We start from the raw sequence: 24,206 nt of genomic DNA, 5'->3' as shown, positions 1-24,206 counted from the left end.
CAGCATGCGCCCGCTTTTCACGCCGCCGCCTCACCCGTTGCGGATGAGCCCGGCGGTGACATGTCCGGCGGCGCGCCCGGCGGTTTTCGCGGAATGAAAGCGGCCGCCAGCAGACCGAGAAGCGAGATGCCGGCGAGCAGCCCGAGCGCCACCGCGAACGGCGTGCCGAGCCGCTGGCCGTGCGCGGCGACCAGGACCGAGCCGGCGATCGCCACGCCCAGCGACGAGCCGAGGTTGGACAGGCTGCGGGACAGGCCCGAGATGTCCGCCTGGTCCGCGTCGCCCCACGCCGACTGCACGACGTTGACCGAGGCGGTGAGCATGACCCCGACGCCGAATCCCATGAGGAACAGCCCGGGGATGAAGGTCCAGATCGCGGAGTCCTGCCGGACCAGCAGCGGAACCAGGATCATGCCGACCGTGGTGAGCACGAAACCGCCGCGCACCAGCATGGCCTGCGCCCGGCGACCGGCCATCCGCCCGGCGAGAGCCGAGGCCAGCAGCACGCCGACCGTGGCCGGGGTCAGCAGCAGGCCGGTGTGGATCGCGTCGTAGTGCCGCACCTGCTGGATGTAGACGGAGATCACGAAGAACGAGCCCTGCAGGATCAGCCACTGCACGAGCTGGGTGCTCAGCCCCAGGTTCGACGTGCGGTTGCGGAACAGCCGGGGCGACAGCAGCGGGACCTTGCCCCTGCGCTCCCGCACGGTCAGATACCGCAGGAAGAACACGAGGACGGCCAGTCCCGCCAGGACCGGCACAAAGACCTGCCAAGAGATCATCCCGTACGACGAGGAGAAGAGGATACCGGAGACCAGGAGGAACAGGCCGACCGCCGAGAGCACGGCGCCCCCGAGATCGAACTTGGGCGGTGTGGCGGTGCGGGCGGGCTCGGGGATCCGGCGGCCGAGGACGAGGATCAGCACCACGACGGCGAACTGGAACAGGAACGACCAGCGCCAGCCGAGCGAGCTGGTGATCGCGCCGCCGATCAGCGGGCCGGCGGCCGAGCCGAGCCCGGCCGCGCCGCTGACGATGCCGAAGTACTTGCCGCGGGTGGCCATGTCGTCGAAGGCCACCGTGATCAGGATGTAGATCGGCGGGATCATCAGCGCCGAGCCGACGCCCTCGAGGATCGAGTAGCCGATCACCAGGAGGCCGAGGCCCTGGGCGAGCGACGCGATCAGCGCGCCGGCGCCGTAGATGATCATGCCGAGGTTGAAGCAGAACTTGCGGCCCCAGATGTCGGTGAGCTTGCTGCCCGGGATCATCAGGGCGGCCATGGTCAGCGTGAAGAACGTGATCGTCGCCTGGATGCCGGCGACGGACGTGCCGATGTCGTCGGCGATCGTGGTGATCGCGACGTTCATGTTGCTCGCCGCGTAGCTGGCGATGAACTGGGCGAGGGCGAGCGGCAGCACCATCGAGCGCGCCGCGGCCGCCGTGGATCTGGTGGTCACGGGAGGAACTCCTCGTGTGGAGATGTCAGGCGGGCGCGACCGCCAGCAGGTGCTGCCCCCACGGCGGCAGGTCGACGTAGAGCCCGTCGGTGGCCAGCTGGTCGCCGTCGCGGTCGAAGACCCGCCCGTCGAGCAGATCGATCAGCCGCCAGCGCCGGCCCGCGAGGGCCGGCCAGCGCAGCATGAGCCGGGCCTGCGACGGGTGATCGGCCAGGTTCACCGCGATCACGTGGTGCGGCACGTCGTCGTGCCACGCCCAGGCCACGACGTCGGCGTGGGTCGGGTTGTCCGGCCAGCCCTCGCTGTCGATCATGGTCCACTCGCCCCGGCGCATGCCGGCCACCACCGCGAGCAGCCGGCGGTAGAACGCCTGGAGATCCTCGTCGACCGGCTCGTCCGGGAAGCGGGACAGGAAGACCGGCAGGTGCACGTGCCGGCCCTCGAACTCGCCCTCGTGCCAGAGGGTCGCGCCGGGCAGGGTCGCGACCGCCACCGCGGCGGCCCGGTCCCGTCCGCCGGGCAGCGCCGTCGCGGCCCGCGGCTCGTCGTGGTTCTCGATGAAGCGGATCAGTTTGTCCTGGTAGTCGAGGCCGGCCGCGAGGTGGCCGCGCACGGCGGCGGCGTCCTCGTGCGCGAGCCGGTCGTAGAGCCGCTTGTCGTAGCAGAAGTCGAAGCCCTGCTGCTGCAGGGTCCACTCCATGTCCCAGTACGCCTCGGCGATCAGCACCACCTCCGGCCGGTGCTCGCGCACCGCCCCGATCACCGCCGGCCAGAACTCCTCGGCCGGGCGCGATCCGGCGTGCTCGCCCCAGGTGCGGGCGAACACGTCGTTGGTCAGCAGCATGGCCATGTCGCAGCGGATGCCGTCGCACTGCGCGGCGATGTCGGCCAGCGCCGCCGCGGTCGCCTGGCGCATCCCCGGCGAGAAGGCGTTCAGCTGGGCGACGTCGGGCCAGGGCGGGAAGTACGGGTCGCGGCCGTGGGCGAGGATCCGCCCGGCGGCCCGGAACCAGCCGGCCGGCTCCTTGCGCTCGTCGGTCTCGTCGCCCAGGACGAACCAGTCCGGCTCCTCGGCGACGGCCGGGTGGTCGGGGGCGACGTGGTTGGGCACGTAGTCGAGGACCAGGCGAAGGCCGCGGCGGGCCAGCTCGGCGCGGGCCGCGGCGAGCCCGCCGGGCCCGCCGAGGTGCTGGTCCACCCGGTAGCGGCGGACGCAGTACGGCGAGCCGACCAGGTCGGCCGGGCGCATGTCGGGCAGGGCCTCGTGGAACGAGCGCTGGAGATCCTCGTTGGCGCGGGCCACGACCAGACCGGCCGGGCTGCGTTCCCAGACACCCATGAGCCAGACCGCGTCGGCGCCGGGCGGGAGCGTCTCGTCCCAGATCTCCTCCGGTACGTCGGCGAGCGTCACCGGGTGGCCCACCCTGGTGGCGACGCCCTCGAGCCAGGGCCAGGTGTCGATCTCGTACACGACCGGCGCGGCCGGCCATCCGGTGCTCATCGCCGGTCCTCCTCGTCGTCGACCGCCTGGAAGATCCCGGACATGCCATGTTGCAGCAGCTCGGCGCCGGAGACCCGGGCGAACAGCACGGGGAACACGGCGACCAGGCCGGTCCAGCCGGTCTGGTGCCCGGCGCCGAGGCCGGCGCCGTTGTCGCCGTGGAAGTACTCGGAGAAGGTGATCAGATCGCGCCAGTTCTCGCTGGCGAAGATGTCCTGGCCACCGAAGCAGGGCCGGTGCCCGTCCTCGCCGGGCAGGAAGATCCGGGTCAGCCGGTTGGAGATCTCCTTGGCGACCTCGAAGAGCGTCATCTCGACGCCGGATCCGGTCGGGCACTCCACGGTGAAGTCGTCGCCGTAGCCGGCGTACAGGTTGAGCAGCGCCCTGATCATGAGGGCGTTCACCGGGAACCAGATCGGGCCGCGCCAGTTGGAGTTGCCGCCGAACATGCCGCTGTCCGACTCGGCCGGGCTGTAGGGAACGGTGTAGCGTGCGCCGCCCACGTCGAACTCGAACGGGTGCTCGGCGTGGAACCGGGAGACCGACCGGATTCCGTACGGGCTGAGGAACTCTTCCTCGTCGAGAAGGCGCGACAGGATCCGCCGGAGCCGGTTCTCGTCGAACAGGGCCAGCAGGTGGGTGCCCGGCCGGCCGGCGAAGCGTCCCTTGTTCAGGGCCGCGCTGACGCTCGGGTGCGCGTCGAGGAAGCGGTTGGCCTCCTCGATGATCTCCGGGTGGCGGGCGCTGACCGTGCGGTCGAAGACCGTCGCGGCGGCCAGCGGCAGCAGCCCGACCATCGAGCGGACCTTGAGCCGGACCGCTCCCCCGTCCGGCAGGCGCAGCAGGTCGTAGAAGAAGCCGTCCTCCTCGTCCCACATCGACGCCCGGCCGGGGTGGTTGACGGCGGCCGCGATCCAGGCGAAATGCTCGACGTAGGTCTGTGCCTGCTCCACGTAGGTCTCGTCGTCCTGGGCCAGCTCGAGCGCGATCTGCAGCATGTTCTGGCAGTAGAGCGCCATCCACGCGGTGCCGTCGGCCTGGTCGAGGTGGCCGCCGGTGGGCAGCGGCGCGCTCCGGTCGAAGACGCCGATGTTGTCCAGCCCGAGGAAGCCGCCCTGGAACACATTGTTGCCGTCGGCGTCCTTGCGGTTGACCCACCAGACGAAGTTCTTGGCCAGCTGGTGAAACGCGGAGGCCAGCCACTCCCGGTCGCCGTTGCCGCCACGGTGCGACTTGTCCAGCTCGTACACCAGGTAGGTGGCCCAGGCGTGCACGGGCGGGTTCACGTCGCCGAAGTTCCACTCGTACGCCGGAATCTGCCCGTTGGGGTGCAGGTAGCGGCGGCCGAGCAGCAGGTCGAGCTGGTGCTTGGCGAAGTGCAGGTCGATCAGGCTGAACGCGACCGTGTGGAAGGCGAGGTCCCAGGCCGCGAACCAGGGGTACTCCCACGCGTCGGGCATCGAGATCACGTCGTCGGCGATCAGGTGGTACCACTGGCCGTTGCGGATCTGCCCGGCATCGAGCGGGTCGCGGCCGTGCTGCGTCAGCCACCGCTCCACGTCGTACCCGAAATATTGTTTGCTCCAGAGCATGCCGGCCAGGGCCTGCCGCACCACCTCGCGCTCGTCGGGTGTCATGCCTCCGGCGAGGCGCTCGTCGTAGAACTCCGTGGCCTCGCGCCGGCGCAGCTCGACGGTCTCGTCGAAGACCGAGCCGAGCCGCTCGCGGACCGCCTCGGGCGGCACCGGCTCGTCGGTGAGCCGCACCCGCACCACGGCCGACTCCCCCGCCGGGATCTCCAGGGCGATGTCCGCGGCGACCTTGGTGCCGGTCAGCGCCGCGTTCACCGCCTCCTTCTCGCCGTGCACGACGAAACGGTCGATGCCGTCCTTGACGTACGGCGAGACGTTGGGCCCGCCGCCGAAGCGTTCGTCGTTGCTCTCGTTGTCGGTGAACAGCAGTGGCTGCTCACCCTTGACCAGCAGCCAGCGGCGGCCCAGCTCGGGGTGACGGGCCTCGACCACGGCGGCGTCACGTACGCCGGGCATCTGATAGAGCGTGGGCTCCCCGTTGCGCGAGTCGCGCCAGGTGTTGCGGAACCAGAGCGTGGGCAGCAGGCGCAGCGTCGCGGTCTCCGGGCCCCGGTTGTGCACGGTGACCCGGACCAGGATGTCCTCGGGGCCGGCCTTGGCCTGCTCGACCTCGACGTCGAAGTAGCGCTCGTCCGCGAAGATCCCGGTGTCGAGAAGCTCGTACTCGAACTGGTCGCGTCCGCGCGACCGATTCGTCTGCACGAGATCGTTGTAGGGGTACTCCCGCTGCGGATATTTGTAGAGCATCCGCATGTACGAGTGGGTCGGCGTCCCATCGACGTAGAAGTAGTACTCCTTGACGTCCTCGCCGTGGTTGCCCTCGGAGTTGGTCACCCCGAAGAAGCGTTCCTTGAGGATCGGGTCGCGGCCGTTCCACATGGCCAGGGCCAGGCAGAGCAGTTGCCGGTCGTCGCTGAGCCCGCCGATGCCGTCCTCGCCCCACCGGTACGCCCGGGACCGGGCCTGATCGTGGGTCAGATAGTTCCAGGCGTCGCCGCCCGGGCTGTAGTCCTCCCGGACCGAGCCCCACTGCCGCTCGCTGAGGTAGGGACCCCACCGCCGCCAGGGGACATCGCCCGTGTCCGCGTCGGTGATTCGCTGCTGCTCCGCACTGGTCATGGCCGGACGGCTCCCTTCAGCCGAAGCGCCGCCCACCCGGCGACCGGGCGAGCGGCGCCATGAACGATCAGGCCTGGGCGCTCTCCGGCTCGCCCTTGCCGTGCAGAGCCTCCTGCAGCTGCTGCTCGGCCTCCTTGGACAGCGAGGACTTGAGCACGGTGCCGCCGTACTGGCTGAGCGCGTCGACGGCCTTGTCCGGGGTGACGGCCTCGACGATCAGGAACAGCGCCGACGTGCCGGGCTGCAGCAGGTCGCGTACCTGGTCCTGGAACTCCTTGTTGATCGCGCCCTTGGTGAACTTGCCCATCAGCGCGCCGAGTCCCGCGCCGACGGCCATGCCGATCACCGGAACGAAGAACAGCAGCCCGAACAGCAGGCCCCAGAACATGCCCCAGGTGGCGCCCCCGCCCACCGCGTGGTGGTTGGTCGTCACGTGGAACTTGCCCTCGGTGTCGCGCCGGATGACCGCGATCGCGTCGGGCTGGATGATGAGGTCCTTCGCGAGCCGCTCGGCCTCCAGCGACGCCGACGTCGCCGTGGTCTCGTCGGGATACCCGATGGCGACCAGAGTTGACATGGTTAACGCCCCTTCTCCGTCTTCGTTTGCCAGCCCAGTCAGCCACAGGTCGGAGGGTGGCTCCTCATACCGGGGGAATGAAAAGGGGCGTTCACTCGCGACGGATGAAGCGGTGGAACCGGGCGTCGGCGAGCGTCGGGGCATGACTTCGAGCCCGCCCGAACCGGACGCCGAGGAGCTCGCGCGCCTTCGCGGCGAGATAGCAGCTCTTCAGGGTCGCCTCGACGGTCGTCGGCGGCGGCAGTTCGCTCTGCTCTCGCTGCGCCGGGTGGCCGCCGCGGTGTTCATCATGATCACCGCGTTCGCCCTGGTGGCGAGCGTGGTGGGGGTCTGGGCCGCGACCACCCTGCTCAGCACCGACCGCTGGGTCTCCACGGTGGCGCCGCTGCCGAAGGATCCGCAGATCGCGGCCGCGGTCGCCGAGTACTCGACCACCCAGCTGTTCGAGGCGATCGACGTCCAGCAGCGCATCGAGAACGTGCTGCCGGCGCAGGCCGCGTTCGTGGCCGGCCCGATCACGGCTCAGCTGCGCACGCAGATCCGCAACACCGTCGAGAACGTGATGCAGAGCGACCAGTTCCAGCGAGTCTGGATCGGCCTGAACACGCAGGTGCACAGCCGGGTGATGGACATCCTGGAGGGCAAGAGCCCGGGAGTCACCGTCAGCCAGGACAAGGTGGAGATCGACCTGCTACCGCTGATCAACCAGGTGCTGCGGCAGCTCAGTGCCCAGTTGCCGACGCTGTTCGGCCGGCAGATCACGCTGCCCGACCTGAGCAGCGGGGCGATACCCGACGACCTGCGGGCCCGGGTGCAGGACGCGCTCGGCGTCACGCTGCCGGCCAACTTCGCCCAGTTCACCGTGTACGACAACGGGCAGCTCTACGCGGTGCAGGAGTCGGTGAATGCCGCCAAGCGGTACCTCGCGGTGTTCGTCGCCGCCACGATCGTGCTGTTCCTGGTGTCGCTGCTGATCTCGCCCTGGCGGCGCCGGACGCTGGCGCAGTTCGGCATCTGGCTGGTGGTGGCCGCGGTCACGGTCAGCGCGGCGCTGCGCGGTACCCGCAACCAACTGCTCGAACAGCTGCCGGAGGGCGTCTACCGGGACGGCGTGGCCGCCGCGGTGACCAGCATCTTCAGCCTCCTTCGTACGCGGGGAACGCAGTTGATCTGGATCGGCGCGATCATCGCGGTCGTCTGCTATCTGTTCGGGCCCGGCCGAGGCGCCGTCTGGCTGCGCCGGCAGGTCAGCCGGGGCGCGGTCGCCGGCTGGCACGCCACGGCCCGGGCCGGCCGGTGGCTGGGCACCAACGCGCCGGGCTGGACGGCCGCGCACCTGGACGTGCTGCGGGTCGGCGGCCTGGTGGTCGGCGGCATCCTCGCGCTGCTGCTGTCGTCGTGGACGGCGCTCCTCGTGATCGTGATCGTGCTGGCCGTCTACGAGGTGGCGGTGACGCTCGTGGCGCGGGCCGGCTCCGGCGCCGAACCCGGATCACCCACGCCGAGTGAAGCGGTCTCACCGCCGGAACCGGCACCGTTGTGACATCCAGTTCTCGAGAGCAGGGGGCATGCTCATGAAGGAACGGTACGAGATCCGCATACACGGGTTGCTCGGGCCGCTGCTGCGCAGCACGTTCGATGGGCTCGCCTGCGAGACGCTCCCCTGCCAGAGCACGATTCGCGGCCGGCTCTCCGAGGACGAGCTGTACCGGCTGCTCGACCGGCTCAACCAGTCCGGCGTGGAGCTCGTCTACCTCGACACTGCCTAGATCCCCTCTTGCGCCTGGACCCGGCCGTCGCGGACCGCGGCGGTCAGGGCCGCGTGGTCGCGCTCGGTCTGGTCGGCGTACTTCTCGGCGAAGTCGGCGATCGCGTTGTCGAAGGTGGCGTCCGTGCCCAGGTAGGCCGCGATCGCTATCCGGTCGCCGGTGCGCGCGTGGGCCCGGGCGAGCGTCCAGCCGCACAGCGCCGCGTACGCGCGCAGGCCGACCTGGTCCATCTCCTCGACCACCGCCGCGCCCTTCCAGTCGCGCAGCTGCCGCACGTAGAAGTCGCGGGTCTGCCCGTCGAAGCCGGACACGCGGTGCCAGCCGAGGAAGATGTCGCTGACCGCCTGCATGAGCCGCTGGCCGGAGACCACCCGCCGGCCCTCGTTGTCGGCCGGCTCGGCCGACACCACCGACTGGCCCGCCTCCTTGACCTGGAGCAACAGCGGGTCGTGCTTGTCGCGACCGGTCATCAGGACGATCCAGCAGCGGGTGCCGACGCTGCCCACGCCGACGACCTTGCGGGCCATGTCGACGAACTCGTACCGGTCGAACAGGTGCCGGCGGTCCTCGGCGAGGCTCTCCCGGTATCCGCCCAGCAGCCCGCGCAGCCGGTCGGCGAGCTCGTTCCAGTCCATCTCGGGCAGCAGGTCGGAGACCGGGACCACCAGCGGCGGGTCGGCGATGATCCGCGGGCGTTCGTCGACGACGGCCGCGAGCTTCTTGTACGCCTGGAGGCTGTCGCGGGTCATCGCCTTGGTCCGCAGCTTGTCGATCTGCTTGCGGCGGACCTTGTCCAGCTGCGCGCCGAGGGTTTCGGCCAAGTTGTCGGAGTCGGCCCGCGCATACCAGACGTCGAGGTCCCGCATCGCCGCGAACTCGGCCATCGCCACCCGGTAGCGCTCGGCCATCGCCAGCATGATGGTGCGGCGGGTCTTGCGGCCGAGACCGTTGTCCCGGCCGGCCACCGCGAGGCTGGCCGCGAGCCGCTTCACGTCCCACTCCCAGGGCCCGGGCGCGGTCTCGTCGAAGTCGTTGATGTCGAAGACGAGCCGTCGCTCGGGCGAGCCGAACAGGCCGAAGTTCATCAGGTGCGCGTCACCGCACAGCTGCACGCCGAGCCCGGTCGTCGGGGTGGTCGCCAGGTCGGCGGCCATCACCGCGGCCGAGCCGCGCAGGAACGTGAACGGCGACAGGCTCATCCGCCCGTGCCGGATCGGGACCAGCTCCGGCAGCCGGCCGGCGTCCTGCGCCTGGAGGATGCTCACCGGGTCCGGCCGGCCGGCGGCCGGAGCGAACTCCGCGTGGCTCTCCGGCGGCACCTGTTTGCGCGCGTCCCGGCCGGCCGCCGCGCGAGTTTCTGGATCTCTCATCCCGCACCTCCCGATGGTTCTGGCCGAGCAAATCGCACCTTCACCAGCATCGCCTCATCTGCCCGGGGTGACGACGTGAGCGCCGCCGCGGTCGAGTGTTGAAGGTCCAACCAACCGCGGCCGGCTCGGCGCGCAAGCACCGGACCAGGTCGAGACGACGCGGAGAGGATGGTCATGACCGCGACGAACTACCAGGTGCGTGTGTCGGGGACGATCCCGAGCGAGCTTTTGGCCGAGTTGTCCGACATGACGATCTCGGTGGAGCCGCCGGAGACCGTGCTCTACGGTGAACTGCCCGACCAGTCGGCGCTGTTCGGGCTGATCTCCCGGATGCACGGCATGGGCCTGCGGTTGATCGAGATCCGCCGGCTCCCCGGGGGTGACGACTCCCACCAGGGGAATCCTTAAATGGCACGGCTGCGCCGCCGTGCGCCGATCTGGTCGAAGGACAGCTACGGCCCGCTGATGCTGCTGATCGCCGGCACGTACGTGATCGGCACCGTCGCCAGCCACCGATGGACGATCTCGCTTCTGCTGTTCGCGCAGATCGGCACGGTCTCGTACGCGCTGCGCGTCTCGCACGCACGCACCAGCCTTCGCGTTCTCGCCGCAGTGGTCTTCCTGCTCGCGCTGATCGCCGGCGGATGGAACATCTTCGCGCACGGCACCACGTTTCTCGGTATCACCTTCTTCGCCAGCAGTGTCCTGTACCTGCTGGCGCCGGTGTCGATCCTCGGCAACCTGGGCCGGCGCGGGCACGTGGACCGCGAGCTCATGCTGGGGGCGCTCGCGACGTACCTGATGCTCGGCATGGCGTTCGCCTTCGCGTACCGCTGCGTCGCGGCGTTCCAGCCGAGCCCGTTCTTCGGCGCCCAGGGCGACGGGACGCTGGCCGACAGCCTGTTCTTCAGCTTCGTCACGCTCACCACCACGGGGTACGGCGATTTCGTGCCGGCCGGGAACCCGGGCCGCACGATGGCCGTCCTGGAGGCCCTGCTCGGCCAGCTCTTCCTGGTCACGGCCGTGGCCAAGGTCGTCAATGTGTGGAGCCCGAAGGGCTGGGCGAACAAACTTCATTCGCCCGGGATGGCGTCGCCGCCGCCGGAAGAGACGACCGTGAGCACGAATTCTCCCTCGACCGAGGAGTAAGGAATGTCTGAGACACAGCAGAGGCCGTCGGCCTCGTCCACCTCCTACACCCCACGGCGCCCGCAGGCGACCGGCTGGGTCGGGTTCGTCGTGTTCGCCGGCGTCATGCTGATCATGCTGGGCGGATTCCAGGCGATTGAGGGCCTCGTCGCCATCCTCCGCGACGACTACTACCTCGTCACCCGTAGCGGGCTGCTGCTGAACATGGACTACACGGCCTGGGGCTGGACGCACCTGATCATCGGCGTGATCGCGGTGATCGCCGGTATCGGCGTCCTGCTCGGACAGACGTGGGCCCGGGTCATCGGCGTCATCATCGCGGTGCTCAGCGCGCTGTCGAACATCGCGTTCCTGCCCGCGTACCCGATCTGGGCGACGATCATCATCGCCCTGGACGTTCTCGCGATCTACGCGCTCACCGTGCACGGCCGTGAGGTCCAGTACTGAGCGACCGCCGCGGGTGAGGTCGGCGCACGTCGTACCGGGCGCCGGCCTGCCGCGCGGCGTGATCGTGCTGCTGGGCACGGCCTGCCTGGTCATCGTGGTCGGCGGGATGAAGATCACCGCTGACCTCCTCGGCCCGGTGTTCCTGGCCCTGATGCTGACCGTGACGGTCAGCCCGATCGCGATCTGGATGCGCCGCAAGGGCGTGCCGCTGTGGTTGACCATGATCTCCAACGTGCTCGTCGTCTACCTGCTGCTGGCCGCGCTCGGTCTCGCGATGGCGATGTCGCTGTCCCGGCTGGTCGACCTGTTGCCCCAGTACCAGCAGCAGTTCCTCGACCTGCGGGCCAACGTGGCCGGCACGCTCGGCAGTCTCGGCATCGACCAGGCCCAGGTGACCGCGGCGCTGGACAAGGCGACCACCCCCGGCCAGATCGTGGGCGTCATCGAATGGATCTTCGGCGGGATCGCCGGCGTGCTGTCCAACACGGTCTTCCTGCTGGCCGTGCTGCTGTTCATGTGCGTGGACGCGATCGGCTTCCCGGCCCGGCTCGCGGCCAGCGGCCTGCAGCGGCCCCAGGTGGCCGGCGCGCTGCGCGAGTTCGCCCAGGGCACCCGCCGCTACCTGTGGGTGACCACGGTCTTCGGGCTGATCGTCGCGGTGATCGACACGGTCGCGCTGTGGGCGCTGGACATCCCGCTGCCGTTTCTGTGGGGTCTGCTGTCGTTCATCACGAACTACATCCCGAACATCGGCTTCATCATCGGCGTGATCCCGCCGGCGCTGCTCGGCCTGCTGCAGGGCGGCGTCGAGAAGATGATCTGGGTCATCGTCGTGTACTGCGCCATCAACTTCGTGATCCAGTCGATCATCCAGCCGAAGGTGATCGGGGACGCGGTCGGCCTCTCGGCCACGATTTCGTTCCTGTCGCTGATCTTCTGGGCCTGGGTGCTCGGGCCACTGGGCGCGCTGCTCGCGATCCCGCTGAGCCTGCTTGCGAAGGGCCTGCTGGTCGACATCGACCCGTCGACGCGGTGGATCACTCCCCTGCTCTCCAGCGGGCCGCTGCCCGTCGCGGAGACGGACAGCGCCCCCGATGGACGGGTCACGGTGCCGACAGCTCCCGCAGAGCCTGATTGATCTTGCCGGCGGCCGAGACGATCCGGGCGCTGCCGACCAGCGGCGCCAGCTCGACCAGGGTCGCCTCGATCGCCTCGGCCTTCACGCCGCCGCGGTCGGCGATGCCGAGGTGGATGAGGTAGGACGCGGGCGCCGCGTCCAGGGCGACCAGCGCCGCGATCCGTACGAGCAATGCGGTCTGCGGGTCGATGCCGGTCTGCTGCAGGGCGCCCTCGGACTGCCTGGCGAGCGCCTCGAGCACAGGTCCGTTGCCCTGCGCGAGCTCGCGCATGGCGTCGTTGAAATCCTCGTTGAGAGACATGATCGCAGCTAACCCTCGGGCGTCCTCCCGAGGCGTCATCCCGCGCGGATGGTACGGCCCGCACCTCGCCCTAGACCGGATTTGTCGTATTTATCCCTCAAACACGAATCCGATTCTAAAGTTGGTCGCATCCGGGGGAAACGGGCATCGGGGGGACGCCATGCGTATCCAGGGAGGCGACACGCCGATCACCGTGCAGCGCACCGCCGTCGAGGCGCTGCTGGGCGACCGCAGCCTCACGATCAAGACGATGATCGCGGCGGCCTGCGTGGCGGTGGTGGCGCTCTGCGTCGCGGTCCTGTCGATCAACAGGATGGCCAGCCTCAACTCCGACCTCAAGGAGATGAAGTCCCAGCACGTGGACAGCCTGCAGGAGGTGGCCAACCTCCGCGGCGAGCTGGCCGCGATGTTCCGGGGCATGGTGCTGACCGAGCTGGCCAACGGCAGCAAGGAGACGATGGCCCAGGGCCGCGACGGCATCCGCAAGGCCGACGACGCCATGGACGCCGCGCTGGCCAAGTACGCGACGATCACCGCCGGGTCGGCCGAGCGGCAGGCCGCGGCCGCGAAGTTCACCGAGGCCGTCAAGCACTACCGGGCGCTGCGCGACACCGTTCTGTACCAGGAACCCCTGGCGGCCGGGTACACGATGCCCGCCCCCGACCAGATCGGCCCGGTGTTCAACCAGGTCGAGAGCGCGATGGCCGACGCCGTGGTCACCATGCAACAGGTCGAGGACCAGCAGTCGGACGCGATGGCGGCGGCCGGCACCGCCGCGTACAACCGGGCCCGGACGGTCACGCTGATCGCGCTGCTCGTCGGCTTCGTCGTCGCCGCGATCGTCTGTGTCATGGTCATCCGCCTGATCCGGCGGCAGCTCGTCACGGTCTCCAGCGCGCTGGACGCGGTCGCCGAGGGCGACCTCACCGTAGCCGCCGAGGTCCGCTCCCGCGACGAGCTGGGCGCCATGGCCGCCGCGGTCAACCGGGCCCGCGAGGGACTGCGCACGACGGTGACGGCGCTGAGCAGCGGCGCGCAGACCCTCGGCGAGGGCACCCAGCGGCTGGCCAGCATCAGCGCCCGGCTCTCCGAGGGCGCGCGGGAGGCCGCCGAGCAGGCCGGCGTCGTCGCGAACGGGGCCGGCGACGTCTCCACGAGCGTGCAGTCGGTCGCGGCCGGCAGCGACCAGATGGGCGCCTCGATCCGGGAGATCGCCGAGAACGCCAACAACGCCGCCCAGGTCGCCGCGAGCGCGGTCGGCGTGGCCCAGTCCACCAACGACACCGTCGCCAAGCTCGGCACGTCCTCCGAGGAGATCGGCAACGTGGTCAAGGTGATCACGCAGATCGCCGAGCAGACCAACCTGCTCGCGCTCAACGCCACGATCGAGGCGGCCCGCGCCGGCGAGGCCGGCAAGGGGTTCGCGGTGGTCGCCACCGAGGTCAAGGACCTCGCCCAGGAGACCGCGAAGGCCACCGAGGACATCTCCCGCCGGGTCGAGGCGATCCAGGCCGACACCACCAGCGCGGTCGAGGCGATCGCCGAGATCTCCCGGATCATCTCGGAGATCAACGACTACCAGGTCACGATCGCCTCCGCGGTCGAGGAACAGACGGCCACCACCAACGAGATGAGCCGCAGCATCGGCGACGCCGCGAGCGGCAGCTCCAACATCGCCGGGAATATCAACTCGGTGGCGGAGGCGGTGCAGGCGCAGACCGGTGCGCTGAACGAGGCCGACCAGTCGGTCGCCGAGCTGACCCAGGTGGCCGGCGAGCTGCGCGGCGTCGTCGCCCGGTTCCGGGTCTAGGCGCCCGCGATGCGGCTCTTCGGAAATATCAGGATCGGAGTACGGCTGGCCGGGGCGTTCACCGCCGTCTGCGCCTGCCTGCTGATCGCCGTGGCGGTGGGGCTCTGGGGACAGCACGAGGCCAAGACGGCCACGGGCCGGCTGGCTCTCGCGGCCGACCTGCAGCACGACGCGCTCACCGCCAAGTTCCGCACAGCCGACTTCAACGGCTGGCAGAGCGGGTACGCCTTCGACATCCAGCGCGGCGTCAAGGGCGCGGCCTCGGACGACGTCGGGCAGCGCAAGAACTTCCTGGCCTCGACCGCGGCCTTCAAGCAGGATGTCGCCACGATGGAGGGCGAGCCGCTGACCGCCGCCGAGAAGGCCGCGGCGGACACGGCCCTGTCGACGTTCGGCGAGTTCATGGCGCTCGACGATCAGATCATCGCGGCGTTCCGCACCGGGTCGGCGTCCGGCTTCGCCAAGGCTGGGGACATGGTGTCCGGCAGCGCGATCGACACCATGAACAAGATCGTGGCGGCCATCGACGACCTCGTGAGCCTCACCGGCGCCCAGGCCGAGACCGCGAAGGCCGACGCCGAGTCGACGGCCAACACCTCCCGCACCCTGATGCTCATCGCCGGCGCGCTCAGCCTCGCGCTCGCCGGCCTGCTGGCCGTGCTGGTCACCCGGAGCATCACGCTGCCGCTCGGCAAGACCGTGGCGACCCTGCGCTCGGTCGCCGCCAAGAACCTCACGGTGCAGGCGCCGGCGGAGGGACGGGACGAGCTGGGCACGATGGGCCGGGCCGTGAACAGCACGCTCGAGGTGCTGCTGGGGGCGTTCGGGCGGATCAGCGACCACAGCCGTACGCTGGCCGGCGCGTCGCACGAGCTGACGATGGCCTCCGGCCGGATCGCCGAGGCCGCGGGCAACGCGTCCGGGCAGTCCGAGCGGGTCGCCTCGGCCGCCGAGGAGGTGTCCCGCAGTGTGCAGACGGTCGCGGCCGGCACCGAGCAGATGACCGCCGCCATCCTGGAGATCTCCGGCAGCGCCTCGCAGGCCGCCAGCGTGGCCGCCACCGGCGTCTCCAGCGCCCGCGAGGCCGGCGAGACGATCGCCCAGCTGGGCCGCTCGAGCGCCGAGATCGGCGAGGTGATCAAGCTGATCACCTCGATCGCCGAGCAGACGAACCTGCTCGCCCTCAACGCGACGATCGAGTCGGCCCGGGCCGGGGAGGCGGGCAAGGGGTTCGCGGTGGTCGCCTCCGAGGTGAAGGATCTCGCCCAGGAGACGGCCAAGGCGACCGAGGACATCGCCGGCCGGGTGCAGGCCATCCAGCACGACACCACCGCGGCGATCACCGCGATCGACCGGATCACCGGCATCATCGGGCAGGTCAACGAGTTCTCCACGACGATCGCCGCGGCCGTGGAGGAGCAGACCGCGACGACCGCCGAGATGAGCCGCAACATCGTCGAGGCGGCGACCGGCTCCGGGGAGATCGCCAACAACGTCGCGGGCGTGGCCTCCTCGGCTCAGGTGACCGCGGAGGGTGTGGCCGAGGCCCAGGAGACCGCCGAGAACCTGGAGCTCATGTCACGTGAGCTGCACGAGATAGTCGATCAGTTTCAGGTGACCGGCTCTCCCGCACGAGCGCGATGATCAGCAGCGCCGCGCCGGCCCAGCCCGCTGGCCCGAGGCGGTCACCGAGGATAACGACGGCGAGCGCGGTCCCGACCAGCGGTTCCAGGAGCGCCATCAGCGCGGCGGTGCCCGGTCGCGACGTACGAAGGCCGCGGAAATAGGACGCGTACGCGATCGCTGTTGGTCCGACCCCGAGCAGAAGCAGAAGTCCCAGGCCGGACCAGGTCGGGGTGAAGGCGAGGCCGCCGGAGGCGGTGGCGAGCGGAACGAGCACGAGGCTGCCGAGGGTGAACGCGAGGCCGGTCGCCGGCAGATCGTCGAGGCCCGGCACCGGCCGGCTGCCGACCAGGGTGACCGTGGCGAATCCGCCTGCGGCGAGCAGCGAGAATCCGGCGCCGGCCAGCATCGTGGGCAGGCTCCGATCCCCTTCCGGTACGCCGATGAGCAGCGTCAGGCCGGAGAGGGCGATCGCGATCGTCACCAGTGCCCGCCGGCGCTCCACCAGCTGGACCAGCACGGGAGACGCGCCGATGGTGATCAGGGTGGCGAGGCTGACCGAGATGCGCTCGACGGCGGCGAAATAGGTCGCCTGGAACTCGGCCGCCAGCAGGCCGATGATGACGATCCTGGTCCAGGCTCGCCGGCCTCGGGGGAATTTCGCCCGAGTGACGAGGAGGAACGCGATGAGGAGGAGGCCGCCGGTGCCGAGCCGGTAGGCGGCGACGGCCGGGGAGGTCAGGCCGGTGGTGCGGGCGAGAAGGCTGCCGGTGAGGCCGCCTGTGCCCCACAGCGCGCCGGCGAGAACGAGGAACCAGAGGCCTTCGGCGGTGTGCGGCCGGGCCTTGATAATTGTTTCGGACATTTACTACTGCTCCAGCTCCAGCGACAAGGATTTGAGGTCGCGGAAGCGGGACGTGCGCGTCATCGCGCGCCGGGTTCAGACCCGGCGCGTCAGGAGGCCGTCCCGCTCAGGAGCGGGGCGGCGGGGTGGAGAATCGGCGCATCAGGCGATGGTAGTGGGCGGGCCACCCCCGAACGGCTGCATTGCCCGCATATCGGGATCACGGCGCCGGAATTGTCAGCCCGGGACGATAACCTCCTCCCAACAAAGTCGCCGGGCGCCGTGTCGGGGCCCGGCCGTCCGGTGGCGAGGGGTGAGCGATGGCCGACGACGAGGCCGGGCGCCGTCGGGCTCGGGGTGAGCTCGAGTCCGAGGTGATGGCCGCGCTGTGGGCGGCCGGCGAGCCGCTGACCCCCGCCGGCGTGCAGACGGCGCTGGGCGACGGGCTGGCGTACAACACCGTGCAGACCATCCTGACCCGCCTGCTGGAAAAAGACTTGGTCCGCCGGGGCCCGGCCGACAGCGGCCGGGGCCACGCCTACTGGCCCGCGCAGGACGCGGCGTCGCTGGCCGCCACCCGCATGCGTGCCGCCCTCGACGAGCGCCCCGACCGCCGCGCCGTCCTGCAGCAGTTCGCCGCCGGCCTCGGCGAGGACGACGCCGAGACCCTTCGCGCCCTCCTCGCGGAGCGTGAGCCGTGACCGTTGCCGTCTACCTGCCGCTGCTGCTCCCCGTGCTGGTGGCGCTGGCCGCCCGCCTCACCGCCGACCGCGCCCGCCCGCGCGCCGCGGTCCCCGGCCTGGTCGCGGCCGCGATCTTCTCGGCGGCCGCCACGATCTGGTCCCTGCTGCTGTTGTTCCTCACCCTGTTCGACGACCTCCCCGCGATGATCGACCTGGATTCCCGCACCGGTATGCACCTGCCCGAGCCGGTGCCCGACTGGGTCGCGGTGAGTGCGCTGGTCCTGCTGGTGGTCGCCCTGATCCGCCTGGAACGCGACGTCCACCTGCGCCGCACCACGGCCCACCGCCTCCGCAACGCCGGCCCCGCGGCCGGCGGCGTGGTCGTGGCGGACTGGTCGGAACCGCTGGCGGTGGCCGTTCCCGGCCGCCCCGGCGAGATCCTCCTGACCACCGGCATGCTCCGCGTGCTGGACGCGAACGAGCGCCGGGCCGTCCTGGCCCACGAGCGAGCCCACCTGGCCCACGGCCACCACCGCGCGGTGCTGCTGGCGGGCGCCGCCGCCGCGGTGAACCCGCTGCTGCGCCCGGCCCGCGACGCCATCGCCTACCTGGTCGAACGCTGGGCCGACGAGGAGGCCGCCACCGGCGTCGGCGACCGCGACCTGGTCGCCCGCGCCGTCGCCCGCGCCGCCCTGGCCACCGCCGGCCACCCGGCCCCGGCCCCCGCGCTCGGCATGCACGGCGGCGTGATCGTCCGCCGGGTCCGGGCGCTGCACAGCCCTCCCCCCGCCTCGGCCCGCTGGCAGCTTGCCCTGCTGGCCGGGGTGACCGCCGTCTGCCTCCTGCTCGAGGCCACCGCCACCGCCGACTTCGTCGACGTCCTCCGAGCCTGGCTGGCCGGCTAGGTCGTCGCCGGGGTCCACGGCGACATCGGCTGACCCCGGTCCGCCACGGTTGGCCCGGTCCGCCACGCGCGTCGCGGCCCCTGCGTCCCACACGGCCGCCGACGCCCGTCACACGTCGCCCAAAGCCCGACCATGTCACCGTGACGCCTGCCGCGCGTGCGCGGCGGCCGCCGCGCATCTCCTGATGTCATCCCTTGGCACTGACCATCCGCCGATCGGTGCCGAGCCGGTCGCCGCCCGGCGCGACCCGCATCCTCCGCCCGCCTCCCATCCCGGGGCCTGGCAACTGGTGCCTGGCGCGACTCGCATCCTTCGCCACCCGGCCCGGCGCACGGCGGCCCGCCGGCGCGCTGCGCCACCCCGGGCCGGCGCATGGCGGCCCGCCGGTCGCCGCACGGCGCGCCCGCGCCCTGCGCCAGCTCCCCTCCCGGCACATGGCGCCCCGCCTGCCGTCGTCCGGCACGATCCGGCGGGCGTCCCACGCTGCCCCACGCGCGTCGCTGGGCGCCGTGCCGGTCGCCGCCGAACTGACGGGGTGCGTGGGGATGCGGTGCCTTGTTCTGCGGCTGGGAGGGGTGCTTCGGGCGTACACAATCGGGGTTTTGGGGGGTTTGTTGGGTTTGGTCCTGGGGGTGGGGTTCATCCGAACGGGGTGAGGCGGGCGGGGGTTTGTGGACGGGAGGGTGGGTGCATGGGCTGGGGACCGCTGGAGCTTGTCGTGATGACGTTTCCTGCCGCGCGGCTGCCGGCGGGGATCGCGGCGGCGCTCGAACGGCTCGTGGAGTCGGCGGACGTGCGGGTGGTGGATGCGCTCGTCGTGCGGACCGGGCCGGACGGGGTGGTGTCGGCGGTTGAGCTCACCGATCTGCCGGGGATGCCGCCGGGGTGGGACGCGCCGATCGAGGGGCTGATCTCGGAACAGGACATGCGGGAGATCTCGGCGGCGGTCGCCACGGGTGAGGACGCGGTCGCGTTGCTGGTCGAGCATCGGTGGTCGGCGGATCTGGCGGAACGGGTCGCGGGGCTGGACGGGGTGATCGTCGCGTCGGCGGCCATTCCGGCGGAGCACGCGGCCGAGGCGACGGCCGGGCGCTGAGAGGAGCTGCCGATGTTTCCGCGTCCGATCATCGTGCGCCGAGGGGCGCCGCTGCTGCGTGGGGCGCTCGTCGGGGGTGCCGGGTTCCTCGCCGGGCGGGCCGCGGCACGTTCGGCCGACCGGAACGCCCTTCAGGACGCGGCTATCGCCGAAATGCAGAGCCAGAACGCGGGGCCGCAATATGCGACACCGCCGCAGTACGCACCCCTGCCACCGCGGTACGCACCCGCGCAGCCGCAATACGCGCCCCCGCCCGCTCCTCCCGCCACCTCCGACGATCTCGCTTCCCGGCTCGAGCGGCTGGGGTCGCTGCACGCCGAGGGGGTTCTGACCGACGAGGAGTTCTCGGCGGCCAAGGGGCGCCTGCTCGGCACCTGACTTTTCGCACCTCGCAGAACAGCACGGTGAAGGGATGAACCATGGGACGACGTGAGATCGAGCTGCGCGACGCGATGGCCAACGCGTTGGCCGCCGCGCGGGTCAGCGGTGGGCAGTTCCGGCAGCTGGTGCCGATCTACTCCGATCGGCTGGGGCTGGCCTATCAGGTGATGCGCGGCGAGCAGATCCGGCGGATGGGGCGGCGGTGGATCGCGATCACGGCGATCGTCGCGACCGTCAGCGGGGCCGCGGCCGCCGTGGTGGCGGAGCGGATGATCGCTCACCGGCGGTCGGACGAGGCGGCGGAGTCCGAGGCCAAGGACGAGTCCGTGACGTCCGAGGCCGCGTTCTCGGGCTGACGCAACGCCGTGAAGGATCAGGGGCAGCCGGCGGGGCTGCCCCTCATCGGCGTTCCCGTTTCGGCCCGGCTTCAGGCCGGTCGGTGCTCCATCCAGACCGTTTCCGGCCAGCCGGGGCGCTCGCCCGGTTCGCGGCTCAGCTCGGTGAAACCCCGTCGCTGGTAGAAGCGAGCGGCGTTGGCGTTGCCGTCGACATATTCGAGGCGTACGGGAAGGCCTGGTGCTTTTGCCAGCAGCGCCTCGATGAGCGCGGTCCCGGCGCCGGTGCCCTGCGCCCCGGGGAGGACGTAGAGCTTCCAGATGATCGGTACGTCGCCGCGCAGGTCGATGTTGCCGATGCCGATCAGGCCCGATTCCGCCTCGGCCACCAGGACCGTGGTGTCGCGCAGCGTGCGCTCGGTCGCCTCGGTGGACCACCACGTGTCGAGGCCGTTGCGCACGTATTCGTCGCCGGCGAAGCCGTAGGTCGCCGGCCAGGTGCGGTGACCGATCTCGATGATCGCGTCGATGTCGGCGGGGGCCGCGTCTCTGATCCTCATCCGGGTGATTGTGCCGTCATTACTAAAACCATCAGGCCGGGTACGGGTCGGGACCGCCGCCCGTGGTCGCGTTCGGATCGGGCTGCGGGACCACGAAGGCGGTCAGCGCGGTGTCGAGCGTCCGGACGATCTCGTCGACCTGCGGGCTCAGCATGCGCCAGTCGCGGCCGGTGGCGAGCGCCTGGTTCTCGGCGTCGATCGCGGTGACCAGGTCCTGGGTCATGACGCTGACCTGGCCGGCCGAGTCGCGGTGGTAGTCGTCGGTCGCGCGGCCGGACAGTTGACCCCAGCGGGCCGCCATCTCGGTCAGGTCGGCGCGGACCGGGGGCCAGGCCAGGGCGCGGTCCGCGGACTCGCGGGTGCTGAGCACGGTCGGCAGGCGGGTGGCGATGAGGTTGCGGCCGGCGGCGGCCAGGTCCACGGCCTCCGTCTCCCAGGCGGCGGAGCGGCGGGAGCGGTTGACCAGCAGGACGGCGACGAGGATGGCCAGGCCGATCAGCAGGATGATCAGGAACCAGCCGAGGGTGCTGATGCCGCTGGTCGTCGTCGTGGCCGCGGCCTCGGAGGGGGTCGGCGCGGGGGTGGTGGCGGTCGGCGCGGCGGCCTCGGTCGTGGTCTTGGTGGTCGTCTCGGTGGTGGCCTCGGTCGTCGTGGGCTGGGTCTTCGTCGGCTCGGCGGTCTTCGTCGGCTCCGTCTTGGTCGGCTCCGTCTTGGTCGGCGTCGTGGCCGGGCTGGTCGCGGGGGCGTCGGTGGTGCGGGTGGGCCGTGCCGACCTTGTCGTCTCGGTGGGCTCGGGCGACTTCGTGGCCTCGGTCGTCTCGCGGTCGGCGCTGCGTTCGATCGAGGGCAGCTTCGACGGCAGCGCGGTGCCGTCGCCGCCGGATTCGCAGGCCGTCAGCCCGGTGAGGGCGGTGGCCAGGGCGAACGCCGCCGCGATCGGCCGGGCGTGCGCGAACAGTCCCATCTGCAGTCCCCTTCGGGCTCGGCGCACAGGCGCGCTCGCCGAAAGTGTCGGCTCCCCCGCCCGGTGGGGCATCACTCTGGACGGATGACGTGAGGGCAGGCCCGGGCGGCGGCGAGGACATCCCGGCCCACGTCAGGGCACGGCGCGGTGAGCGGCGAACCAAGTAAAGGCAGCACGCGGACGGCGCCGGACCAGGTCAGGGCAGGACGTGAGCGGCGGCGAACCAAGTCAAGGCAGGACGTGGGCGGGAGCGGACCAAGTCAAGGCAGGACGTGGGCGGGAGCGGACCAAGTCAAGGCAGGGTGCGGACGGCGGCGGACCAAGTCAAGGCAGGACACGGACGGCACCGGACCAAGTCAGGGCAGGGTGCGGACGGCGGCGGACCAAGTCACGGCAGGACGTGGACGGGAGCGGACCAAGTCAGGGCAGTACGTGGGCGGGAGCGGACCAAGTCAGGGCAGGGTGCGGACGGCGGCTTGGATCCGGGCCGGGGCGGGGTGCGGGACGTCGACGTGGCGGATCGTGCCGGTGCGGTCGGCGATCACGACGGCCGGGAACGGGAGGATCGAGCGGCGAGCGCCCAGCAACACGTCGGCGCCGGGCTCGTGGAAACCCAGGTTGAAAGCGTCGATCAGGATGTGGCGGACATCGGAGGCCACGAAGAAGCCCAGGTCATGGCGGCGCTTGATCTCGGTGAGCCGCGCCGGGATCTGGGGGCTCACCGCCACCAGATGCGCCGGTCCGCCGGCCAGCGCCGGGACCAGGTCGCGCTGGTAGGACGCGAGGATCTCGTTGCACGGCTCGGAGCTCGCGTACCGGAAGAAGACCAGGACGATCGGGCCGGTCATCCGCAGCCGGTCGAGGTGGATCGGGCCCAGGTCGGCCTCGAGCAGCGTGGCCGAGGGGAGCCGGTCGCCCGGCTTGACCAGGCGGTCCCAGATGGCGTCGCGATCGAACTGGCGGCGCAGCGCCTCGTCGTCCGTCCGCCGCGCCGCCGGCGTGCGTCGATGCACGGCCGTCGTCATCGTGCCTCCCGTGGTTGTCAATACCTATCTCACCGATAGGAATCGGAACTCTACACGGAAGTTGTTTCAAGCTCATCGACGACCGGCGACGCCGCGGCCGCCCGGTGGCGGAGAACCTTCGCCGCCAGAATCGCGGCCAGCAGGACAAGAACGGCCGCGGCCGCGGCCATCACCGTGAAGGCGCTCCCGTACGCGGTCAGGGCCTGATGCGCCACCTGGCCGCCGGCGGAGACGCCGTCGGGAAGAGTGCCGACCGGCCGGCCGGCCATGCCGTGGCGGTACGTGGCCAGCACCAGCGAGCCCAGGATCGCGATGCCCAGCGCGCCGCCGAGCTCGCAGCCGGTCTCGGTCACGGCGGCCGCCATGCCGGCGCGGGACGGGCGGACGGTCGAGACGACCAGCTCCGTCGAGAGGATGTACGCGGGGGCCAGACCAATGGAGAAAAGAACCATTCCCGTGACGACAAAGGTCAGACCACCAAACGCAAGGACCGCGAAGCCCACGGCCATCGTGGCCAGGCCGGCGGCGATCACCCGGCCGGGCGGGAGGTAGCGGGTCAGCGCCGGGCCCAGGAACGAGGCGCCGAGGTAGGCGAGGACCGACGGCAGCGTCCACAGGCCGGCGTGCAATGGGGACAGGCCGAGGACCAGCTGCAGGTACTGGGCGATCGCCAGCTGGGTGCCGTAGAGGACGAAGTACGACAGGGCATTGCTGCCGACGGCGACCGTCACGCGCGGGTCGCGGAACAGGGACAGGTCGAGCAGCGGCTGGGCGATACGGCGCTCACGGCGCACGAACGAGAGCCCGAGCACGGCGGCGACGGCCATGAACAGCAGGGGCGCCGGGTGCCATCCGTCGGCGGCGAGTTGCTTCACCCCGTACACGAAAAGGAGAACCGACGCCAGGCTGGAGAGGGCGCCGATGATGTCGAACGACGTGGCGGCGTTGTCCCGGGACTCGGGCAGCAGGGCCGGGCCGAGCAGAAGCAGCAGCAGTACGGCGGGGACGGCGATCAGGAAGACCGACCCCCACCAGAAGTGGGCGAGCAGGGTGCCGCCGATCAGCGGGGAAGCGACGCCGCCGAGGGAGAAACTGGCGCTCCAGATGCCGAGGGCGATCGTGCGCCGCCGCGGGTCGGGGAACATCACCCGGATCAGGGCGAGCGTGGAGGGCATCAACGAGGCTCCGGACAGGCCCATCAGGATCCGGGCGGCGATCAGCTGTACGGGGGTGGTGGCGAACGCGGCGAGCAGGGACGCGACGCCGAACGCGGCCGCGGCGATCAGCAGGAGGCGGCGACGGCCGATGCGGTCGCCGAGGACGCCCATGGCGATCAGCGCGCCGCCGACTACGAAGACGTAACTGTCCATGATCCAGAGAAGCTGGACGTTCGACGGGTGCAGGGCGGCGGTGAGCTGCGGCGCGGCCAGGTTGAGAACCTCGGCGTCGAGGGACACCAGGAGGCAGGGCAGCGCCAGTACGGCCAGGCCGGCCCAGTTCCTCATCTCGCGCCTCCGATCACACGTAACGCTATGAACTCAGTCATCACGTTACGCC

24 protein-coding genes are annotated in these 24,206 nt (G+C 71.0%); 13 read left to right on the top strand and 11 right to left on the bottom strand.

Going from position 1 to position 24,206, the window contains the following annotated elements:
• Window positions 1-17: 17 nt before the first annotated feature.
• The 4 genes from A3CQ_RS55425 to A3CQ_RS0137315 all read right to left on the bottom strand — a co-directional run bounded on the left by A3CQ_RS55425 (window position 18) and on the right by A3CQ_RS0137315 (window position 6,249).
• Window positions 18-1,460, bottom strand: a complete 1,443-nt coding sequence (locus A3CQ_RS55425; RefSeq protein WP_020516071.1) for an MFS transporter — start codon at window positions 1,458-1,460, stop codon at window positions 18-20.
• Window positions 1,461-1,485: 25 nt separating this feature from the next.
• Window positions 1,486-2,961, bottom strand: a complete 1,476-nt coding sequence (locus A3CQ_RS0137325) for an alpha-amylase family protein (RefSeq protein ID WP_020516070.1) — start codon at window positions 2,959-2,961, stop codon at window positions 1,486-1,488.
• Complete coding sequence (locus A3CQ_RS0137320; RefSeq protein WP_020516069.1) at window positions 2,958-5,672, bottom strand: MGH1-like glycoside hydrolase domain-containing protein; 2,715 nt, start codon at window positions 5,670-5,672, stop codon at window positions 2,958-2,960. The genes A3CQ_RS0137325 and A3CQ_RS0137320 overlap by 4 nt, the downstream gene beginning before the upstream one ends.
• Window positions 5,673-5,739: 67 nt before the next feature.
• Window positions 5,740-6,249: a DUF1269 domain-containing protein gene (locus A3CQ_RS0137315; RefSeq protein ID WP_020516068.1), complete on the bottom strand. Its 510-nt coding sequence runs from the start codon at window positions 6,247-6,249 to the stop codon at window positions 5,740-5,742.
• 142 nt (window positions 6,250-6,391) lie between these two features.
• Between A3CQ_RS0137315 and A3CQ_RS0137310 the strand changes: the two genes are divergently transcribed.
• Window positions 6,392-7,792, top strand: coding sequence for a hypothetical protein (locus A3CQ_RS0137310; protein ID WP_020516067.1), 1,401 nt, complete (start codon window positions 6,392-6,394; stop codon window positions 7,790-7,792).
• Between the two features lie 25 nt (window positions 7,793-7,817).
• Window positions 7,818-8,018, top strand: a complete 201-nt coding sequence (locus A3CQ_RS0137305; RefSeq protein WP_020516066.1) for a DUF8691 family protein — start codon at window positions 7,818-7,820, stop codon at window positions 8,016-8,018.
• On the opposite strand, the gene A3CQ_RS0137300 is transcribed toward A3CQ_RS0137305, so the two are convergent.
• Window positions 8,015-9,388, bottom strand: a complete 1,374-nt coding sequence (locus A3CQ_RS0137300) for a DUF2252 domain-containing protein (RefSeq protein WP_051115471.1) — start codon at window positions 9,386-9,388, stop codon at window positions 8,015-8,017. The two genes, A3CQ_RS0137305 and A3CQ_RS0137300, sit on opposite strands and share 4 nt — an antisense overlap.
• Before the next feature lie 174 nt (window positions 9,389-9,562).
• Between A3CQ_RS0137300 and A3CQ_RS0137295 the strand changes: the two genes are divergently transcribed.
• The 4 genes from A3CQ_RS0137295 to A3CQ_RS0137280 are packed head-to-tail and all read left to right on the top strand — an operon-like array spanning window position 9,563 to window position 12,122.
• Window positions 9,563-9,796: a DUF8691 family protein gene (locus tag A3CQ_RS0137295; protein ID WP_040433806.1), complete on the top strand. Its 234-nt coding sequence runs from the start codon at window positions 9,563-9,565 to the stop codon at window positions 9,794-9,796.
• Window positions 9,797-10,537 (top strand): potassium channel family protein, encoded by a 741-nt coding sequence (locus tag A3CQ_RS0137290; RefSeq protein ID WP_020516063.1) that lies wholly within the window; start codon window positions 9,797-9,799, stop codon window positions 10,535-10,537.
• A 3-nt stretch (window positions 10,538-10,540) separates the two neighbouring features.
• Window positions 10,541-10,984: a DUF7144 family membrane protein gene (locus tag A3CQ_RS0137285; protein ID WP_020516062.1), complete on the top strand. Its 444-nt coding sequence runs from the start codon at window positions 10,541-10,543 to the stop codon at window positions 10,982-10,984.
• A complete protein-coding gene (locus A3CQ_RS0137280) occupies window positions 10,968-12,122 on the top strand; it encodes an AI-2E family transporter (protein WP_245577515.1) in 1,155 nt (384 codons plus the stop codon). Before A3CQ_RS0137285 ends, A3CQ_RS0137280 begins: the two co-directional genes overlap by 17 nt.
• Here the strand turns inward: A3CQ_RS0137280 and A3CQ_RS0137275 are convergent.
• On the bottom strand, window positions 12,088-12,423 hold the full coding sequence (locus tag A3CQ_RS0137275) for a carboxymuconolactone decarboxylase family protein (protein ID WP_020516060.1): 336 nt from the start codon (window positions 12,421-12,423) through the stop codon (window positions 12,088-12,090). The two genes, A3CQ_RS0137280 and A3CQ_RS0137275, sit on opposite strands and share 35 nt — an antisense overlap.
• Before the next feature lie 160 nt (window positions 12,424-12,583).
• On the opposite strand from A3CQ_RS0137275, the gene A3CQ_RS0137270 reads away from it, so the two are divergent.
• Window positions 12,584-14,233, top strand: coding sequence for a methyl-accepting chemotaxis protein (locus tag A3CQ_RS0137270; RefSeq protein WP_020516059.1), 1,650 nt, complete (start codon window positions 12,584-12,586; stop codon window positions 14,231-14,233).
• Between the two features lie 9 nt (window positions 14,234-14,242).
• The gene (locus tag A3CQ_RS0137265) at window positions 14,243-15,877 is read left to right on the top strand and encodes a methyl-accepting chemotaxis protein (protein WP_020516058.1); all 1,635 of its coding nucleotides are present in this window, start codon (window positions 14,243-14,245) and stop codon (window positions 15,875-15,877) included.
• Here A3CQ_RS0137265 and A3CQ_RS0137260 read toward each other — a convergent pair.
• Entirely contained in the window at window positions 15,807-16,721 is a 915-nt protein-coding gene (locus tag A3CQ_RS0137260; protein ID WP_020516057.1) for an EamA family transporter, read from the bottom strand. The two genes, A3CQ_RS0137265 and A3CQ_RS0137260, sit on opposite strands and share 71 nt — an antisense overlap.
• Before the next feature lie 299 nt (window positions 16,722-17,020).
• On the opposite strand from A3CQ_RS0137260, the gene A3CQ_RS0137255 reads away from it, so the two are divergent.
• The 5 genes from A3CQ_RS0137255 (at window position 17,021) to A3CQ_RS0137235 (ending at window position 20,121) form a co-directional block, all read left to right on the top strand.
• On the top strand, window positions 17,021-17,401 hold the full coding sequence (locus A3CQ_RS0137255; protein ID WP_020516056.1) for a BlaI/MecI/CopY family transcriptional regulator: 381 nt from the start codon (window positions 17,021-17,023) through the stop codon (window positions 17,399-17,401).
• On the top strand, window positions 17,398-18,288 hold the full coding sequence (locus A3CQ_RS63775) for a M56 family metallopeptidase (protein WP_020516055.1): 891 nt from the start codon (window positions 17,398-17,400) through the stop codon (window positions 18,286-18,288). The genes A3CQ_RS0137255 and A3CQ_RS63775 overlap by 4 nt, the downstream gene beginning before the upstream one ends.
• 184 nt (window positions 18,289-18,472) lie before the next feature.
• Complete coding sequence (locus A3CQ_RS63950; protein ID WP_342663729.1) at window positions 18,473-19,384, top strand: DUF6325 family protein; 912 nt, start codon at window positions 18,473-18,475, stop codon at window positions 19,382-19,384.
• 12 nt (window positions 19,385-19,396) lie between these two features.
• Window positions 19,397-19,762, top strand: a complete 366-nt coding sequence (locus A3CQ_RS0137240; protein WP_020516053.1) for an SHOCT domain-containing protein — start codon at window positions 19,397-19,399, stop codon at window positions 19,760-19,762.
• 41 nt (window positions 19,763-19,803) lie between these two features.
• Window positions 19,804-20,121 (top strand): hypothetical protein, encoded by a 318-nt coding sequence (locus tag A3CQ_RS0137235; RefSeq protein WP_020516052.1) that lies wholly within the window; start codon window positions 19,804-19,806, stop codon window positions 20,119-20,121.
• 71 nt (window positions 20,122-20,192) lie between these two features.
• Here the strand turns inward: A3CQ_RS0137235 and A3CQ_RS55420 are convergent, their stop codons facing one another.
• From A3CQ_RS55420 to A3CQ_RS55415, 4 genes are all read right to left on the bottom strand, one after another.
• Complete coding sequence (locus A3CQ_RS55420) at window positions 20,193-20,660, bottom strand: GNAT family N-acetyltransferase (RefSeq protein ID WP_020516051.1); 468 nt, start codon at window positions 20,658-20,660, stop codon at window positions 20,193-20,195.
• A 31-nt stretch (window positions 20,661-20,691) separates the two neighbouring features.
• Complete coding sequence (locus A3CQ_RS0137225) at window positions 20,692-21,624, bottom strand: hypothetical protein (protein WP_026206640.1); 933 nt, start codon at window positions 21,622-21,624, stop codon at window positions 20,692-20,694.
• 452 nt (window positions 21,625-22,076) lie between these two features.
• The gene (locus tag A3CQ_RS0137220; RefSeq protein ID WP_020516050.1) at window positions 22,077-22,649 is read right to left on the bottom strand and encodes a redoxin domain-containing protein; all 573 of its coding nucleotides are present in this window, start codon (window positions 22,647-22,649) and stop codon (window positions 22,077-22,079) included.
• A 50-nt stretch (window positions 22,650-22,699) separates the two neighbouring features.
• The gene (locus A3CQ_RS55415; RefSeq protein ID WP_020516049.1) at window positions 22,700-24,154 is read right to left on the bottom strand and encodes an MFS transporter; all 1,455 of its coding nucleotides are present in this window, start codon (window positions 24,152-24,154) and stop codon (window positions 22,700-22,702) included.
• Window positions 24,155-24,206 lie beyond the last annotated feature (52 nt).

Source organism: Paractinoplanes globisporus DSM 43857, assembly GCF_000379645.1.
Classification (GTDB): domain Bacteria; phylum Actinomycetota; class Actinomycetes; order Mycobacteriales; family Micromonosporaceae; genus Actinoplanes; species Actinoplanes globisporus.
Note: the sequence above shows the minus strand (reverse complement) of the source record. Positions and strands in the feature narration are given on the sequence as shown.